We start from the raw sequence: 16,157 nt of genomic DNA, 5'->3' as shown, positions 1-16,157 counted from the left end.
TCGATCCAGTTAGGGGAGGACCAGTTTTGAGCCAGATCGAAACCTTCTACGACGTCATGCGGCGTCAAGGGATCACGCGGCGGAGCTTTATGAAGTATTGCTCTCTGACTGCGGCGGCCCTGGGCCTGAGCCCAAGCTTTGTACCCAAAATCGCCCACGCCATGGAAACCAAGCCGCGTACGCCGGTGATCTGGGTTCACGGTCTGGAGTGTACCTGTTGTTCGGAATCCTTCATCCGCGCCGCGCACCCGCTGGCCAAGGATGTGGTTCTTTCGATGATCAGCCTCGACTATGACGACACGTTGATGGCGGCGGCAGGTCACGCGGCGGAAGCTGCGCTGGAAGAGACCATCGAGAAGTACAAGGGCAACTACATCCTCGCCGTTGAGGGCAACCCGCCCCTGAACGAAGATGGCATGTTCTGCATCACCGGCGGCAAGCCCTTTGTCGAAAAGCTGCGCTATGCCGCCAAAGACGCCAAGGCGATCATCAGCTGGGGCGCCTGTGCGTCCTATGGCTGTGTGCAGGCGGCGAAACCGAACCCGACCCAAGCGACTCCGGTCCACAAGGTCATCACCGACAAGCCGATCATCAAGGTTCCGGGCTGCCCGCCCATCGCTGAGGTTATGACCGGTGTGATCACCTACATGCTGACCTTTGACCGTCTGCCCGAGCTGGACCGTCAGGGCCGCCCCGCGATGTTCTACAGCCAGCGCATCCACGACAAATGCTACCGCCGTCCGCACTTTGACGCCGGCCAGTTCGTCGAGACGTGGGACGACGAGCACGCGCGCAAGGGCTACTGCCTGTACAAGATGGGCTGCAAAGGCCCGACCACCTATAACGCGTGTTCCACCATCCGCTGGAACGAAGGCGTCAGCTTCCCGATCCAGTCGGGCCACGGCTGTATCGGTTGTTCGGAAGACGGCTTCTGGGATCAGGGCAGCTTCTATGACCGCGTCACCGACCTGACCCAGTTCGGCATCGAAGCGAACGCAGACAAGGTTGGCCTGACCGCTGCCGGTGTCGTTGGCGCAGGTGTCGCTGCCCACGCCGCGATCAGCGCGCTGAAGGCCGCGCAAAAGAAAACTCAAGACAAAGAGGAGGCGTAAGCCATGGTCGCAACTCCGAACGGCTTTGACCTCGACAACACCGGCCGCCGCATTGTCGTAGACCCCGTGACCCGTATCGAAGGTCACATGCGCTGCGAAGTGAACGTCGACGAAAACGGTGTGATCCGTAACGCAGTCAGCACCGGCACCATGTGGCGCGGTCTGGAAGTGATCCTGAAGGGGCGTGACCCCCGTGACGCTTGGGCCTTTACCGAGCGCATCTGCGGCGTTTGCACCGGCACCCACGCGCTGACCTCGGTCCGTGCGGTAGAAGACGCGCTGGGGGTCACCATCCCCGACAACGCGAACTCGATCCGCAACATCATGCAGCTGAACCTGGAGATCCACGACCACGTCGTGCACTTCTACCACCTGCACGCGCTGGACTGGGTGAACCCCGTCAATGCTCTGCGCGCCGACCCCAAAGCGACCAGCGAGTTGCAGCAGGCTGTTAGCCCCAGCCACCCGCTGTCCTCGCCCGGCTACTTCCGCGACGTTCAGAACCGTCTGAAGAAGTTCGTTGAATCGGGCCAGCTCGGTCTGTTCAAGAACGGCTACTGGGACAACCCCGCCTACAAACTGCCCCCCGAGGCAGACCTGATGGCGACGACGCACTATCTCGAAGCGCTGGATCTGCAGAAAGAGATCGTCAAGGTTCACACCATCTTTGGCGGCAAGAACCCCCACCCGAACTGGCTGGTTGGCGGCGTTCCCTGCCCGATCAACGTCCACAGCACCGGTGCTGTCGGCGCGATCAACATGGAGCGTCTGAACCTCGTTTCGTCGATCATCGACAAGTGTAACGAGTTCAACCGCAACGTTTACCTGCCCGACGTGATCGCCATTGGCGGCTTCTACAAGAGCTGGCTCTATGGTGGCGGTCTGTCATCCAAGGCTTGCTTGGCCTACGGTGACATTCCCGAGAACCCGAACGACTTTTCGCCCGAGCAGCTGCACCTGCCCCGAGGCGCGATCATCAACGGCAACATGAACGAAGTTCACGACGTTGACCCGCGCGACCCCGAGCAGGTTCAGGAGTTCGTAGATCACAGCTGGTACGACTATGGCGAGCCCGGCATGGGTCTGCACCCGTGGGATGGCCGCACCGAGCCCAAGTTCGAGCTGGGTCCGAATGCCAAAGGCACCAAGACCAACATCAAAGAACTGGACGAAGCCGGCAAATACAGCTGGATCAAGGCCCCTCGTTGGCGCGGCAACGCGATGGAAGTTGGCCCGCTGGCCCGCTACATCGTCGGCTACGCCAAAGGTCACGAGGACATCAAAAACCAGGTCGACGGCCTGCTGCGCACCATGGATCTGCCCGTGGACGCTCTGTTCTCGACCCTTGGCCGGACTGCGGCGCGCGCGCTGGAATCCGAGTACTGTGGCCGCCTGCAGAAGCACTTCTTCGACAAGCTGGTCCAGAACATCAAGAACGGCGACGAGAGCACGGCAAACGTCGAGAAGTGGGATCCCAAGACCTGGCCCAAAGAGGCCAAAGGTGTTGGCATGACCGAAGCGCCCCGCGGTGCCTTGGGTCACTGGGTCAAAATCGAGAACGGCCGGATCGAGAACTACCAGTGCGTGGTTCCCACCACTTGGAACGGCTCGCCCCGCGACAGCAAAGGCAACATCGGTGCGTTCGAAGCGTCGCTGATGAACACCCCGATGGAGCGTCCCGACGAGCCCGTCGAAATCCTGCGCACCCTGCACAGCTTCGACCCTTGCCTTGCTTGCTCGACCCACGTGATGTCGCCGGATGGTGACGAACTGACCACTGTAAAAGTGCGCTAATCAGAGGATCAAACAATGAAATACTTCACTCTTGCTCTTCTGTTCGGCGCAACTGCTGCTCAGGCGCACACAGGCCACGATGCCGCCCTTTCGGGCGCATCGCACTGGCTGCTGTCGCCGATGCACGGTCTTGGTCTCATTGCCGTGGCGGGTGTCCTGTACACCCTGCGCACCGCACGCCGGAAGGAGTGAGCCATGCCCGAGGATACAATTCACCGACCGAATATGGACGTGAACCCGTTGCCGACAGCCCAGCTGACCGGCGACGCCACGGCCGAGGACATCGATAGTATCCGTCGTCGGACCTCTGTCTTTGTCTACGAATGGCCTGTCCGCCTGTGGCACTGGGGCAATGCTCTGTGCATCGTGGTTCTGTGCATCACTGGCTGGTTCATCGCCAGCCCGCTGCCGACCATGACCTTTGCCGAGGCGACCTACCAATTCGTCATGGGCTACATCCGCTTTGCGCACTTTGCGGCGGGCCAGCTGATGACTGTGGGCTTCTTTGCCCGCATCTACGTGGCGATCACGGGCAACCACCACGCAAAACAGCTGTTCTATGTCCCGTTCTGGAACAAACATTGGTGGGCGGAGATCATGTTCGAAATCCGCTGGTACCTGTTCATGGAAAAAGAGCCCAAGAAGTACGTGGGTCATAACCCGCTGGCGCAAGTCGCCATGTTCTTCTTCATCACGCTGGGGACTGTCTTCATGCTGGCAACCGGTTGGGCGCTGTATGCCGAGGGCGCAGGTCAGGGCAGTCTGCCCGATCTGGTCATGGGCTGGCTGATCGCGCTGGTTGGGAACACCCAAGTGCTGCACAGCCTGCACCACATCGGCATGTGGTTCATCGTGATCTTTGTGATCATCCACATCTACGTGGCGATCCGCGAAGACATCATGAGCCGCCAGTCCATGGTCTCGACCATGATCTCGGGTCATCGGACGTTCAAGGACGACCGCCCCGATTGATCACGGCGCTGTCACTTTGGATAGGAATCGGAAAGGCGGATCTTCGGGTCCGCCTTTCTGCATGATAACAATATTCCAAAATACTAAATTTGTGGTTACTTACTTGCCACATTACTAAGCGACTAAAACGCTGAATTTCAGCTAACATACCAAAATTCAAAGGAAATAGTTTTCTCAGCCCAAAAGGTGAATTTCTTCCATCCCTTCGAATGGCCTGCCAAACTACCGGAACCAAGGGAAACCGGAAAGCTGGCTACCAGCCCACCGGTCTAGGGAGGAGACAAAGATGACGCCGAGTGTGTTGGTTCTGGGTATTGGTAATGTGTTGTGGGCCGACGAAGGTTTTGGTGTGCGTTGTGTTGAGCGGCTCGCGCAGACCACGGCTTTTGGTCCGAATGTAAAAGTTCTCGACGGTGGCACTCAGGGTCTCTATCTCCTCCCCTTCCTTGAAGAAGCAGACGCGCTGATCGTGTTCGACGCAGTGGATTACGGTCTGCCCGCAGGCACTCTGAAAATCGTCGAAGATCAGGACGTGCCCTCTTTCATGGGCGCCAAAAAGATGAGCCTACACCAGACCGGTTTTCAGGACGTCATCGCGACCGCGCAACTGATGGGCTACTGCCCCGAGCGTCTGGTCCTGATCGGCTGCCAGCCCGTCGAGCTGGAGGATTACGGCGGAGGTCTGCGCGACCTGGTCGCCGCCCGCATCGACCCCGCCATCGAGATCGCCATGCAAAAGCTGGCAGAAATGGGCATCCACCCTATTGAGGGCGAAGGCGACACCAGCAATCTGGCGGACCCCTCGATCCTGCGCAGCGCCTACGAGGACGGTCGCCCGTCCGAAGAAGACGCCTGCCGCACCGGCGACCATCGCTTCTTTCCCGAAAGCGCCTGAGCCATGTGTGTCGGCGTACCGATGCAGGTGCTGTCAGTCGACGGCATCGCCGCCCGTGCCACCGATGGCCGCGAAGAGGCTCTGATCGATCTGTCCCTGACCGGCCCTGTGCAGGTGGGTGACTGGATCCTGACCTTCCTTGGCGCGGCCCGCGAAATCATCACCGAGGACGAGGCCCGCAAGATCACTGCCGCGCTCGACGGTTTGCGCAACCTGATGGAGGGCAACGACCTGGGCGATGCGTTTGCCGATCTGGACAACCGCGCCCCGCAATTGCCGCCCCATCTGCAAGCCGCGTTGGACGCGGGCAAAACCACAGCTTGAGAGACCCGCTATGACCCATCCTTTGATTGACCGTCTGACCACCGAGTTCAGCTGGCCCAAACTGGACAACCAGCACGACTTGACCGAATTCACCAGCCGCGAAGGCGTGCATGTCCTGTTTGTCCCCGGCGACCCCAAGCGCAATCTGGAAACCGCAGATGTGGCTGTGATCCTGCCCGAAATCAAACAGGCCTTTCAGGGCCGCTTTGACTGCGCCGTCGTGGGTGACGACATCGAACAAAAGGTCCGCGAGGAGACCAAAGTCCTCAAGACCCCCAGCCTGATCTTCTACCGCGAAGGCCAGATGATCGGCGGCATTCCCCGCGTGCGGGACTGGGATGAATACATGGCCCGCATCACCCAAATTCTGGCCCAGAGCGCCACATGCGAAATCGCAGACGCCTAAGGCCGACAGGAGAGACGACAGATGGTTAGCAACTTCCACCTGCCCCCCATGGGCTACGGCCCCGGCTCGCAGCAGGATGAAACTGGCGAAGAGCTGCAGTACATGCCCATGCCGCAGGACATGCGCACGTATCACACGCACTATCCCGACATGGAGATCGACGAGAACCTGCGTCCCGCCATGGAACTGATGGCCGCCGTTGCAGGTGCCGCGAAAGCTTGCGGCGAAGGTGCCGCTAACCAGACGTTTGACCTGAGTGATTTGGACGCCGAGAACCGTCGCCTGATCGCAGAAACCATGGGCCAAGGCGAAGTCTCGATGAAGATGCACGGCATTCCCGCCGTCGCTGCCCAAGAGTCGGTCTTTGCGGGCATCTGGGTCATGAAAGCCGCTGGCATGGACATGATCGAAGTCGGCCCTTCGCCCACCGTGGCGCGCGACCGTGCGTTCAATCCCCGCCGCGCCGCGTTGGGCACCGATGCGCCCAAAGCCCCCGGCGTTCTGAATGCCCCGCCGCTGATGGTGGAGCTGCAGGACAAGTCTGCCGGATACCAAATCGGCGACGAAGTGCACGTGATCAACCTGACCCTTCTGCCTCACACCGAGCAGGATCTGGAGTGGCTGGACAAGGCGCTTGGGCAAGGTGCGACCGACATCCTATCGCGCGGCTACGGTAACTGCCGTGTCACCGCGACCGCCCTGCCGAACGTCTGGCGCGTGCAGTTCTTCAATTCGATGGATGTCCTGATCCTTGACACGTTCGAAGTGACCGCAATCCCCGAAGTGACCGTCGCCGCCCCCGAAGACCTGATCGACAGCGGCGAGCGTCTGGTCGAAGTGCTGGAGGCCATCCGATGAGCGGTTTCGAAGGCAGCTATCTGGGAGCCAACGACAAGATCAGTCCGCGCGCCGTCATGGAGTGCAAGATCTGCTGGACCCCCTATGACCCCGAAGAGGGCGATGACACCCGTCAGGTTCTGCCGGGCACGCCCTTTATGCACCTGCCCGATGACTGGTCCTGCCCGAACTGCGACGCGCCCAAAGAGCAGTTTCTGGTGAACCACGACCCTGGTTCGGACGCGATGGCAGAAGCTGCGGTGCTGTCCGCGAAAACCTCTGCTCTCGTGACCGATTTCACCGAAGTTTGGCACGCCAAAATGCGTGACGTGCCGATCGTGAACAAACTGCTGCACGTGCAGGCCGTTGGCTGGCGGATGCACGAAGGACGCCCCTTGGGTGTACTGATTTCCCCGTGGTTCATGAACCTGATCCAACTTCCCGCTGAGGGCGAGGATTGGAACGACTTGATGGCCGGTTCCAAGGAAATCATTCGCTTCCCGTCAGGCGATTACGAGTTCATCTGCAACACCCGCGAGCAGACCGGCGGCTACAAAGCGTGCTCGCTGTTCTCGCCCATGGGGGACTTCAAATCGCAGGCCTCGGCGGTCGAGGTCGCCGAAGCCGTGATGGTTGCGCTGTTCCAAGAAGAACACCGCGCCGAAACGGATCGCAGCGCGGACATCCGCGCCGCCCGCGAAGAGGAGATCGCCGCCGTCGAGGCTGCCGAAGCCGAAGCGCAAGCCGCCGAAGAAGACAAAGTCGACATCCCCGAAGCACCGACCCGCCGTCAGGTTATTTCGGCCGGCATGGCATCCACCGAGGCCGAGTGACATGAATGCGCCCACCTCTTTTGACGCGGACCGTTGGACCGCCATTCCCGCCCCGGCCCTGCCGGTGACGCGACTGGTGATCGGACGCCCCGTCGAAGAGGTGGCCGAAACCCTGCCGCGCGTCTTTAACCTGTGCCGCGCGGCACAAAGCACGGCCGTCAGGCTGGCCCTTGGCCTATCTGCACCCGACGCCTCTGGCGACTTGGCCGATGAAATCCGGCGCGAGCACCTCTTGCGTCTCTGTCTGATCTGGCCCCAGCATTTCGGGCTGCCGCCCATTCCGATGCAGGCGGACGATCTGAACACCCATCTTTTCGGCGCCGGTCTGCCGGACGATGTGAACGAGTTGAAAGTTTTCGCCTCTGGCAGCGCGGCTTTGGCCCCGCTGGTAGCGGCTGTGATGTCCCGTTTTGCCCCAGCCGAGGCTGTGGCGAACGGGCTGCCCGTCCCTGATGAGACGCGCCACCTCTCTCTCGCGCCGCAAGAGAACTCTGTTTCCGCCCGCCGTCGGGCCCACCCGCTGATGCAGGATGTGGAACAGGTTTTCGGCCGTGGGCCCCTCTGGCGTATTCTCGGACGGGCGATCGACCTCGGGGCCGTGTTGAGTGGCTGGCGTCCCGAGGCCCGCGTGCTGCCGGACGGATGCGTCACCGTTCCGGCGGCGCGCGGCATATACGCCGTCCGCGCCCGTACCGAAAGTGGCCGCGTGGCCGAATTCACCCGCATCACGCCGACCGACCACTTGATGGCCGAAGGTGGTGTGATGCAACGCACCCTTGAGAGCCTGCCCCCTTGCGGTCAGGATAGGGCGCAAGCCGTGGTCGATCTGCTCGATCCCTGTGCCCCCGTGACCCTGCAAAGGAGGCCGCATCATGCATGAGATGTCCCTGTGCGAAGGCATCCGCAACGTGATCGAAGATCAGGCTCGCGCCCATGCCATCACGCGTGTGAAATCCGTGCGGGTCGAGATTGGCCGTTTTTCCGGAGTGGAAAAGGACGCGCTGAGCTTTGCTTTTGACGTGGTGATGCGCGGCTCGGTCGCCGAAGGCGCGCGACTGGAGATGATCGACCTGCCCGGTCGAGCCATGTGCTACGACTGCATCCACGAGGTCGAGATTGAAAACCGCTTGGACCCCTGCCCCGATTGCGGCGGTGGCAAGCTGATGCCCGTCGGGGGCGATGAAATGCGGATCAAGGATCTGGAGGTAGTCTGATGTGTAATGTTTGCGGATGCGGAACCGGCAGTGTCGAAGGGCACAGCCATCACCACGATCACGGCTCGGGCCATCATCATCACGACCATGACAACGGCCATGGACACCACCATCATCATCACCACGGTGACATCCACTTTGGCCAAGGCCCCGCTGGTGTCGAAGTGCCTGGTATGACCCAAGAGCGTCTGATCGAGATCGAGACAGACATTCTGGCCAAGAACGACCGCTATGCCGATGCGAACCGTGCCATTCTGGCCGACCGCGAAATCCTGACGCTGAACCTTGTCAGCTCGCCTGGTTCGGGCAAAACCACCTTGTTGTGCAAAACCATCGAGGCGCTTGGCGATCAGCCGCTCGCGGTGATCGAAGGCGACCAGCAGACTGCCAACGACGCCGACCGCATCCGTGCTACTGGGGCCAAGGCCGTGCAGGTCAACACCGGCAAGGGTTGCCACTTGGACGGTCACATGGTCGGCCACGCGATGGAACATCTGGACCTGTCCAACCAGTCCGTGCTGTTCATCGAGAACGTCGGTAACCTTGTCTGCCCCGCTGGCTTCGATCTGGGAGAGGACGCCAAAGTCGCGATCCTGTCCGTGACCGAAGGCGAGGACAAGCCGCTGAAATACCCCGACATGTTCACCGCCTCGCGTCTGGCGCTCTTGAACAAGGTCGATCTGGCCCCCTATTGCGACGTGGATCTGGACCTCTACGAAGAGAACCTGCGCCGCGTGAACCCGAGCATCGAGATCATCCGCGTCAGCGCCCGCACTGGCGAAGGCATGGATGTCTGGCTGCAATGGCTGCGCGACCGTCTGGCCCAGAAAGCAAAACCCGAGGCTGCGGAATAATGACTGCCCCTTTGCCCTCTATCCTACTGGTTGACGACGAAGAGCACAGCCTCTCGGCGATGCGCATGGCGCTGGAGGATGACTTTGACTGCTACACAGCGACGGGCGCCGAACCCGCGTTGGCGATCATGCAGGAACAGGACATTCAGGTGATCTTTTGCGATCAGCGGATGCCGGGCAAATCGGGCGTGGAATTTCTGGCCGAGGTCCGTGAACGCTGGCCCGACACCGTGCGGATCATCATCACCGGCTACACCGAAACCAACGACATGATTTCCGCGATCAATGACGCGGGAATCTACCAGTTCCTGACCAAGCCTTGGCATCCAGACCAACTGCTCATGGTTGCCAAAAACGCCACCGATTTGTTCCGCCTGAACCGCGATCACGAGCGGATGTCGCTGGAAATGCGCTATCTGGCCCGCCGCGTCGAAAGCAGCGTCGAGGATCAGCGCAAAGCCCTGCGCGAAGGCATGGGGTTCGAGAATGTGCTTCGCTCTGCCAATTCGCCCCTGAACGCGGTGATCGAACAGGCCCGCCAGTTCGCCAGCTTTGACGTGCCTGTGCTGCTGCAGGGCGAGGCTGGTACTGGCAAAGGCCAGATCGCGCGGGCCATGCATTATGCGTCGTTACGCTCGGATCGTCCTTTTTACGAAATTGACGTAACTGGGATAGATGACGAGATTCTGGAGATCGAGCTATTTGGGGCCCGTCGCGGCGCTGTGCCTGGTCTGGCCTCCAAGAAAACCGGCCTCTTGCAAAAGGCCGATCGTGGGACGCTCTATATCAGCGGGATCCATGATCTGAGCCCCCGTATGCAGCTGGCCCTGCTACGTGTCGCAACCGAGGGTTCGTTCCGCCCCCTTGGCGGGTACGAAATGATCCGGTCGGACATCCGCATTCTGTCGGGTAGCGAAAAGGACCTGCGCCAAGAAGTCAGCGAGGGCCGCTTCCGCGGGGACCTTTATCATGCGCTTGGCCCCACCGCTCTGCACATCCCGCCCCTGCGCAGCCGCCTTGGTGATCTGCCGGTACTGGCGCAGCGCCTGTTGTTCGATGCGGCGGCCAAGCACGGCAAACCCGTCCACGGGATTTCTGACGACGCCCTGCGCTTCCTCGGCAACTACGACTGGCCGGGCAACCAGCGCGAGCTTGAGAACGAGATGACCCGAATGCTGATCTTCTCGCAGGATGCCACGCTTGGGCCGGAACTGATCAGCCGTCACATCCTGCAGGCCGCGCCCCGCGATGCCCACTCGGACATGCACACCGACGCGGTCCTGACCACTGAGGGCACCCTGAAAGAACGGATCGAGGTGATCGAGATGCGCATCCTGCGCGAAACGCTCACCCGTCTGAAATGGAACAAGAGCCGCGCCGCCAACGAGTTGGGCCTGTCCCGCGTCGGCCTGCGCGCCAAGATTGAACGTTACGGGATCGACACCCATGCCGATGCCGACGAGAGGGAGGATTAAGCCATGTGTCTGGGAATTCCCGGTCAGATCACAGCCATCACCGACCCCACCCGCATGATGGCCATGGCCGAAGTGTCGGGCGTGCGGCGCGAGGTGAACATCGCGCCCATCGTCACCGGCGCTTTAGAGGATGTCATTGGCAAGTGGGCCCTGATCCACGTGGGCTTTGCCATGGCAGAGATCGACGAGGACGAGGCGGAGAAAACCCTAGAGGCTCTGCGTGGCCTAGGCGAGGCGCAGGAAACCCTAGAGGCGATGGCCGCCGGCGACGCCGCACTGGAGGGACGGGTATGAAATACGCTGACGAATTCCGCGACCCCATCGCAGCCCGCGCAGCGTTGGATGCTATCGCCCGCGTTTGCGACCAGATCGGCGCGACCGAAGAAAATCCTGTCCGGATCATGGAGATATGCGGCGGCCACACCCACGCGATCTTCCGCTATGGTCTTGATAAGCTGACCCATCCGGGGATCGAATTCATCCACGGCCCCGGTTGCCCTGTCTGCGTTCTACCCATGAGCCGCGTGGACGAATGCGTCCAACTGGCCGAACAGCCCAACGTAATCTTCACCACCTTTGGCGATGCGATGCGCGTGCCCGGCACCCGCAAATCCTTGCTTCAGGCCAAGGCGGACGGCGCGGATATCCGCATGGTCTACTCGCCCTTGGACGCGCTGGAACTGGCCCGCCGGAACCCCGACAAGGAGGTGATTTTCTTTGGCCTCGGGTTCGAGACGACCACGCCCTCGACCGCTCTGTCGATCCAGCAGGCATCGCGGGAAGGGCTGACCAACTTCACCGTCTTCTGCAACCACATCACCGTGCCGCCGCCGATCAAGGCGCTGCTGGATGACCCCTACATGAAGCTGGACGGCTTTGTCGGACCGGGCCACGTGAGCATGGTGATTGGCACGCATCCCTATGATTTTATTGCGGACGATTACGGCAAGCCCATCGTCGTGGCGGGGTTCGAGCCGCTCGACCTGCTGCAATCGGTACTGATGGTGCTGGAGCAGATCCGTGACGGCAAAGCTGTGGTGCAGAACCAATACGCCCGCGTGGTGCCCGAACACGGCAACCCCGTCAGCATCGCCGCGATTGACGATGTTTATGAACAGCGCCCCAGCTTTGAGTGGCGTGGCCTCGGGGAAATCGACCATTCCGGTCTGCGCATCCGCGAGACATACAAAGCCTTTGATGCCGAAGAGAAGTTCGGCATCGGTTACGCCACTGGCACGCGGTCCGTTCAGGAACCCGAGGGCTGCGAATGCGGCGCGGTCATGACCGGCCGGATGAAGCCCACCCAATGCCCGATGTTCGGCAAAGGCTGCACACCCGAAATGCCCCTTGGCGCGTTGATGGTCAGCTCCGAAGGGGCCTGCGCAGCCTACTACCAATACGGCGGAGCCCGCGCAGTGGAGGCAGCCGAATGAACATGATGCGACTGAAACAGGACACCGTCACGCTGGCCCACGGCGGCGGCGGCAAGGCGATGCGCGATCTGATCGAGAGTGTCTTTACTTCGGTCTTCCAGCCCGACGGGATGGAGGATCAGGCCCGCTTGATGGATGCCGCGCTACAGAAACCGGGTGCGCGGCTGGCCTTTACCACCGACAGCTTTGTGGTTGATCCGGTGGAATTCCCCGGCGGGGACATCGGCAAAATCGCCGTCTGTGGCACGGTGAACGACTTGGCGGTTGGGGGTGCAAAACCCCTGTGGCTGTCGGCTGCGTTCATCATCGAAGAGGGCACTGAAATCGCCCTGCTGCGCCGGATCGTGGAGTCCATGCGGATCGAGGCGGAAAAGGCTGGCGTCCGCATCATCACCGGCGACACCAAGGTCGTGGGCCGGGGCAGCGCGGATAAGGTGTTCATCACCACCTCGGGTGTGGGTGTAATCCCAGCGGGACGCACACTGTCCGCCGACCGTATCCAAGAGGGCGACGTCGCCATCGTGAACGGCGTCCTTGGCGATCACGGCGCGGCCATTCTGGCGGCTCGTGGCGATATGATGCTGTCCACCGACATCCAGTCCGATTGTCAGGGCCTCGGCCACCTGATGCAGGCGGTTTGCGCGGCGGCTGACGTGCAGGCCTGCCGCGATGCCACCCGTGGCGGCGTCGCGAGTGCCCTGAATGAGATGGCAGAGGCCTGCGGTTTGGCCATTGAGATCGAGGAAGCCGCACTGCCCCTGCGCACCGAAGTCAAAGGGGTCTGCGAAATCCTTGGCCTTGATCCGCTGTATCTGGCGAACGAAGGCACCTTGGTCCTGTTCGTCCCCGAAGGTCAGGCAGAGGCCGCCCTAGACGCGATGAAATCCACCGAGGCAGGTCGCGACGCTTGCATCATCGGCCGCGCGAAACAGGGGCCAAAGGGTCAGGTGACCATGCGCACTCTGTTCGGCGGAGCGCGCATCGTGGACATGCTGGTGGGCGAGCAACTTCCGCGGATTTGCTAGACCTTAGACCCTCTGCGCCACGGCGTGGAGGGCTGCTGCGCCCGCACGAATGCCGAGCCCCTTGAGCTGACGGAACGGCGCGGGTTTGAGCGAACGGATGGGCACCGGTATATCTTCAAGTGCGATTTCCCCAGCAATATGCTGGGCCAAGGCGCGGCCATACACGGTGCCAGGCGCGATCCCGCGACCGTTGTACCCACCGACCGCCACTGCCTTGGGGCCCAATTGTCCAAGCCTTGGCAGGTTGTCACCGGTCATGCCGATTTGACCCCACCAAAAATGCTCGAATTCCACATTACGCAGCTGCGGATACATTGCCTGTATACTGCGGCGCGCAAAAGCAGCATGGCACGACGCCTCAATCCCAAGCTGCCCCACGCTCCCAAAGATCAAACGCCCTGCGTTATCCATCCGGAAAGAGGTCAGGACAGATCGCGTGTCCCATGCTCCTTGTTTTTCGGGCAGGATTTCCGCGCGCAGTCTGTCGGGCAACGGCTTGGTGGCGATGTTGAAATAGGGCAGGATTGTCTGGCTGTTGGCCACTTCACCGTGGACACACGTCGAATAGATATTTGTCGCAGCAATGAGCCACTCAGACCTGACGCTGCCCATCGGTGTGGTCAGAACCCACCTACTCCCGTCATGTTCGGTTTTCAAAACCGGAGAGTGCTCAAACAGTTTGGCCCCTAAGCCAACTGCAGCCCCCGCAAGTCCACGAGCATAAGCCAAGGGCTGCACGGTTCCCGCGCGGTGATCCCAAAGCGCCCCCTCGAAACATCCAGTCCCAAGCTTGGTGGCGGCGGCTTTCTTGTCCAACACCTCGACTGGTGCATCTAACTGGCGCCACTGCGCCGCACGCTCGATTACTTCACTGAGCCCCGCCGCCCCAACCGCACAATGCAAGGTGCCGTTTCGCTGCGCTTCGCACGCAATGCCAAAGCGGTCGATCAATTCGAAAACGTGCGCAGGCCCCTCCTCCAAAAACGAGAGCATCCGGCCGCCAAGGTCTGCGCCCAAGGTTTGCTTTAGAGTTTCAGGCATGACCCACATGCCCGCGTTAACCAAGCCGACATTTCGGCCTGACCCGCCAAACCCCACCGTCTCTGCCTCGAGTACTGCGACTGTCATACCGCGCTCTGCTAAGTGCAGCGCTGCGGACAACCCCGTGTAGCCCCCACCAATCACCGCAACGTCGCAGACATGGTTCGTCCCGAGCTTCTCGGCGATGGGCGCATTCGGCGCAGTTCGACCCCAAAGGCCATGGGACGACGTGCTGTTCATTCAGGCCTCGCGATTAGATTGCTGAAATCAGATTGTCCGAACTCTATGCTTCGCGCTAGAAAGAGTTGGGTTTGAGGTTATTCCAATCCCGAATACCTCAAACGCCTGAGCGACGCTCAAGCGGTTCTTATTGAGCCTATTTATCTTAGATTTCCGGTGCGACATGTAGCAAAGAGCCTTTGATATTCCTCTTTGTCATGCACGTGCTAAGTCAAAGGCTCACTATCAGAGCGAACGAACCATGCCGATTCCCCGACGCTTCTTACCCTCGACGTCTTTGCTTCAGGCCTTTGAGGTCACAGCGCGTACGCAGAATGTCACCGCAGCCGCCAAAGAACTGTCTCTGACCCAAAGCGCGGTGTCGCGACAAATTCGCGCCTTGGAGGAACAGCTAGGGACCGAACTTTTCTATCGTGAAAAGCAGAGCCTGAGATTGACCTCCGGCGGCGAACGGTATGCGCGCGAAATTCGCGAAGCCTTGCAAAAAATATCTTCCGCCTCAATGAGCCTCCGCGCGAACCCCTCTGGCGGAACGCTCAACTTGGCGATCCTCCCAACATTCGGAACACGATGGCTCGCACCACGCTTGCCTGACTTTCTAGGTAGGAACCCTGGCGTGACGATCAATCTCGTCACCAAAATGAGCCAGTTCGATTTTCGGAGCGAGGCGATCGACGCCGCCATCCATTTTGGCGAGCCGGATTGGCCAGATTGCGGCTTCCAGTTACTCCGAGGGGAAGTCGTTGTTCCAGCATGTTCACCAGATTTCAAACAGCAGCATCGGTTAGAGACTGTCGAAGACCTCCTGCTTACCCCACTCCTGCATTTAAGTTCACGTCCGGATGCCTGGGAGCAGTTTTTTGCGCTACATGGTGTTTTGGCGCCCGCCCTAGAAGGTATGCTGTTTGATCAGTTTGCCACGGCAGCCCAAGCGGCGATGTCAGGGATGGGGGTGGCTTTGCTTCCTGATTTTTTGATTAAGGACGAACTGGAGCACGGTGTACTCGTCCGAGCATGCGAAGCGACATTAACAAGCAGCTCACGGTACTATCTCTGTTGGCCCTTGGAGAATGGGAAGTACGGACCATTACAGGCGTTCAGTGGTTGGCTAAGGGATATCTGCTACGAGGATTGAGTTTCGTCGCCGCACAAATTCTGCTCGGGAGCATCTCCCCTTACGTTTCCCGCTTCGTGTTTCCGACATGTATCGCGCACGCGTCACGGCGCTTATCCATTCCCTTGGGGATCGGACAGAGATGAACGAGAGCTGGGAGAGCTTGCGGGGTCGTAGTGACCTGCCACTGAACATTCATCCAGCGGCGATTTGAGCCTGAAGGGTATTTACGCCGATTGGCGATTGCGTGGTTTAAAGTTCGGGCATATTCGGCAGGCGTGCGGTAATCCAACGCGGAATGCGGGCGCTCTGTATTGTAATCGGCGGCCCATGCAGCGATCACCGCGCGGGTGTGTGCCAGATTGCGGAACATCGTCTCATTCAATAGCTCGTCTCGCATTCGCCCATTAAAGCTTTCGACAAAGCCATTCTGCATCGGCTTTCCCGGCGCGATATAATGCCATTCGATGTGGTTCTCGGAGCACCACCGCAAGATAGCATTAGAAGTTAGTTCGGTCCCATTATCGCTGACAATCATCCCGGGCTTTCCCCGCCGATCGATGAGGGTCGTCAGTTCACGTGCCACGC

The 16,157-nt window shown here is 60.4% G+C and carries 18 protein-coding genes and 1 pseudogene; 17 read left to right on the top strand and 2 right to left on the bottom strand.

Annotated elements, in window-relative coordinates; translation table 11 throughout:
• Positions 1–26 precede the first annotated feature (26 nt).
• The 16 genes from BM225_RS14255 to hypE all read left to right on the top strand — a co-directional run bounded on the left by BM225_RS14255 (position 27) and on the right by hypE (position 13,174).
• Entirely contained in the window at positions 27–1,112 is a 1,086-nt protein-coding gene (locus BM225_RS14255) for a hydrogenase small subunit (RefSeq protein ID WP_072709508.1), read from the top strand.
• Positions 1,113–1,115: 3 nt separating this feature from the next.
• Positions 1,116–2,906, top strand: a complete 1,791-nt coding sequence (locus tag BM225_RS14250; RefSeq protein WP_072709506.1) for a nickel-dependent hydrogenase large subunit — start codon at positions 1,116–1,118, stop codon at positions 2,904–2,906.
• A 15-nt stretch (positions 2,907–2,921) separates the two neighbouring features.
• Positions 2,922–3,098, top strand: a complete 177-nt coding sequence (locus tag BM225_RS21840) for a DUF6732 family protein (protein WP_177218633.1) — start codon at positions 2,922–2,924, stop codon at positions 3,096–3,098.
• 3 nt (positions 3,099–3,101) lie between these two features.
• Positions 3,102–3,878 carry a Ni/Fe-hydrogenase, b-type cytochrome subunit gene (gene cybH, locus BM225_RS14245; protein WP_072709504.1) on the top strand — a complete coding sequence of 259 codons (777 nt, stop codon included), beginning with the start codon at positions 3,102–3,104 and terminating at the stop codon, positions 3,876–3,878.
• A 286-nt stretch (positions 3,879–4,164) separates the two neighbouring features.
• Complete coding sequence (locus BM225_RS14240; protein ID WP_072709502.1) at positions 4,165–4,773, top strand: HyaD/HybD family hydrogenase maturation endopeptidase; 609 nt, start codon at positions 4,165–4,167, stop codon at positions 4,771–4,773.
• A gap of 3 nt (positions 4,774–4,776) precedes the next feature.
• Positions 4,777–5,097 (top strand): HypC/HybG/HupF family hydrogenase formation chaperone, encoded by a 321-nt coding sequence (locus BM225_RS14235; RefSeq protein ID WP_072709500.1) that lies wholly within the window; start codon positions 4,777–4,779, stop codon positions 5,095–5,097.
• 10 nt (positions 5,098–5,107) lie between these two features.
• Positions 5,108–5,503, top strand: coding sequence for a thioredoxin domain-containing protein (locus BM225_RS14230; protein WP_072709498.1), 396 nt, complete (start codon positions 5,108–5,110; stop codon positions 5,501–5,503).
• Between the two features lie 21 nt (positions 5,504–5,524).
• On the top strand, positions 5,525–6,361 hold the full coding sequence (locus BM225_RS14225; RefSeq protein ID WP_072709496.1) for a hydrogenase expression/formation protein: 837 nt from the start codon (positions 5,525–5,527) through the stop codon (positions 6,359–6,361).
• Positions 6,358–7,173, top strand: coding sequence for a [NiFe]-hydrogenase assembly chaperone HybE (gene hybE / locus BM225_RS14220; RefSeq protein WP_072709494.1), 816 nt, complete (start codon positions 6,358–6,360; stop codon positions 7,171–7,173). The genes BM225_RS14225 and hybE overlap by 4 nt, the downstream gene beginning before the upstream one ends.
• A 1-nt stretch (position 7,174) precedes the next feature.
• Positions 7,175–8,053 carry a hypothetical protein gene (locus BM225_RS14215; protein WP_072709492.1) on the top strand — a complete coding sequence of 293 codons (879 nt, stop codon included), beginning with the start codon at positions 7,175–7,177 and terminating at the stop codon, positions 8,051–8,053.
• A complete protein-coding gene (gene hypA / locus BM225_RS14210) occupies positions 8,046–8,387 on the top strand; it encodes a hydrogenase maturation nickel metallochaperone HypA (RefSeq protein WP_072709490.1) in 342 nt (113 codons plus the stop codon). Before BM225_RS14215 ends, hypA begins: the two co-directional genes overlap by 8 nt.
• Entirely contained in the window at positions 8,387–9,241 is an 855-nt protein-coding gene (gene hypB / locus BM225_RS14205; protein ID WP_072709488.1) for a hydrogenase nickel incorporation protein HypB, read from the top strand. Before hypA ends, hypB begins: the two co-directional genes overlap by 1 nt.
• On the top strand, positions 9,241–10,716 hold the full coding sequence (locus tag BM225_RS14200) for a sigma-54-dependent transcriptional regulator (protein ID WP_083595777.1): 1,476 nt from the start codon (positions 9,241–9,243) through the stop codon (positions 10,714–10,716). Before hypB ends, BM225_RS14200 begins: the two co-directional genes overlap by 1 nt.
• Before the next feature lie 3 nt (positions 10,717–10,719).
• The gene (gene hypC / locus BM225_RS14195) at positions 10,720–11,010 is read left to right on the top strand and encodes a HypC/HybG/HupF family hydrogenase formation chaperone (RefSeq protein ID WP_072709484.1); all 291 of its coding nucleotides are present in this window, start codon (positions 10,720–10,722) and stop codon (positions 11,008–11,010) included.
• A complete protein-coding gene (hypD, locus tag BM225_RS14190; RefSeq protein WP_072709481.1) occupies positions 11,007–12,149 on the top strand; it encodes a hydrogenase formation protein HypD in 1,143 nt (380 codons plus the stop codon). The genes hypC and hypD overlap by 4 nt, the downstream gene beginning before the upstream one ends.
• Positions 12,146–13,174, top strand: a complete 1,029-nt coding sequence (hypE, locus tag BM225_RS14185) for a hydrogenase expression/formation protein HypE (RefSeq protein WP_072709479.1) — start codon at positions 12,146–12,148, stop codon at positions 13,172–13,174. The genes hypD and hypE overlap by 4 nt, the downstream gene beginning before the upstream one ends.
• 3 nt (positions 13,175–13,177) lie before the next feature.
• Here the strand turns inward: hypE and BM225_RS14180 are convergent, their stop codons facing one another.
• Complete coding sequence (locus BM225_RS14180) at positions 13,178–14,455, bottom strand: NAD(P)/FAD-dependent oxidoreductase (protein ID WP_072709477.1); 1,278 nt, start codon at positions 14,453–14,455, stop codon at positions 13,178–13,180.
• Between the two features lie 241 nt (positions 14,456–14,696).
• Here BM225_RS14180 and BM225_RS14175 point away from each other — a divergent pair, with 241 nt between their 5' ends.
• Complete coding sequence (locus BM225_RS14175; protein ID WP_072709474.1) at positions 14,697–15,590, top strand: LysR family transcriptional regulator; 894 nt, start codon at positions 14,697–14,699, stop codon at positions 15,588–15,590.
• Between the two features lie 229 nt (positions 15,591–15,819).
• On the opposite strand, the pseudogene BM225_RS14170 reads toward BM225_RS14175, so the two are convergent.
• Positions 15,820–16,157, bottom strand: a pseudogene (locus tag BM225_RS14170) (integrase core domain-containing protein); the annotation flags it as partial.

Origin of the sequence: Donghicola eburneus, assembly GCF_900115865.1 — a bacterium.
In the GTDB taxonomy this organism is placed as follows: Bacteria; Pseudomonadota; Alphaproteobacteria; order Rhodobacterales; family Rhodobacteraceae; genus Donghicola; species Donghicola eburneus.
The sequence above is the reverse complement of the archived record's forward strand: the minus strand, read 5'-3'. Positions and strand labels throughout refer to the sequence as shown.

Coding starts and splice junctions, on each gene's coding strand:
- BM225_RS14250 (WP_072709506.1), top strand. CDS start 1,116: ATGGTCGCAACTCCGAACGGCTTTGACCTCGACAACACCGGCCGCCGC.
- BM225_RS21840 (WP_177218633.1), top strand. CDS start 2,922: ATGAAATACTTCACTCTTGCTCTTCTGTTCGGCGCAACTGCTGCTCAG.
- cybH (WP_072709504.1), top strand. CDS start 3,102: ATGCCCGAGGATACAATTCACCGACCGAATATGGACGTGAACCCGTTG.
- BM225_RS14240 (WP_072709502.1), top strand. CDS start 4,165: ATGACGCCGAGTGTGTTGGTTCTGGGTATTGGTAATGTGTTGTGGGCC.
- BM225_RS14235 (WP_072709500.1), top strand. CDS start 4,777: ATGTGTGTCGGCGTACCGATGCAGGTGCTGTCAGTCGACGGCATCGCC.
- BM225_RS14230 (WP_072709498.1), top strand. CDS start 5,108: ATGACCCATCCTTTGATTGACCGTCTGACCACCGAGTTCAGCTGGCCC.
- BM225_RS14225 (WP_072709496.1), top strand. CDS start 5,525: ATGGTTAGCAACTTCCACCTGCCCCCCATGGGCTACGGCCCCGGCTCG.
- hybE (WP_072709494.1), top strand. CDS start 6,358: ATGAGCGGTTTCGAAGGCAGCTATCTGGGAGCCAACGACAAGATCAGT.
- BM225_RS14215 (WP_072709492.1), top strand. CDS start 7,175: ATGAATGCGCCCACCTCTTTTGACGCGGACCGTTGGACCGCCATTCCC.
- hypA (WP_072709490.1), top strand. CDS start 8,046: ATGCATGAGATGTCCCTGTGCGAAGGCATCCGCAACGTGATCGAAGAT.
- hypB (WP_072709488.1), top strand. CDS start 8,387: ATGTGTAATGTTTGCGGATGCGGAACCGGCAGTGTCGAAGGGCACAGC.
- BM225_RS14200 (WP_083595777.1), top strand. CDS start 9,241: ATGACTGCCCCTTTGCCCTCTATCCTACTGGTTGACGACGAAGAGCAC.
- hypC (WP_072709484.1), top strand. CDS start 10,720: ATGTGTCTGGGAATTCCCGGTCAGATCACAGCCATCACCGACCCCACC.
- hypD (WP_072709481.1), top strand. CDS start 11,007: ATGAAATACGCTGACGAATTCCGCGACCCCATCGCAGCCCGCGCAGCG.
- hypE (WP_072709479.1), top strand. CDS start 12,146: ATGAACATGATGCGACTGAAACAGGACACCGTCACGCTGGCCCACGGC.
- BM225_RS14180 (WP_072709477.1), bottom strand. CDS start 14,455: ATGAACAGCACGTCGTCCCATGGCCTTTGGGGTCGAACTGCGCCGAAT.
- BM225_RS14175 (WP_072709474.1), top strand. CDS start 14,697: ATGCCGATTCCCCGACGCTTCTTACCCTCGACGTCTTTGCTTCAGGCC.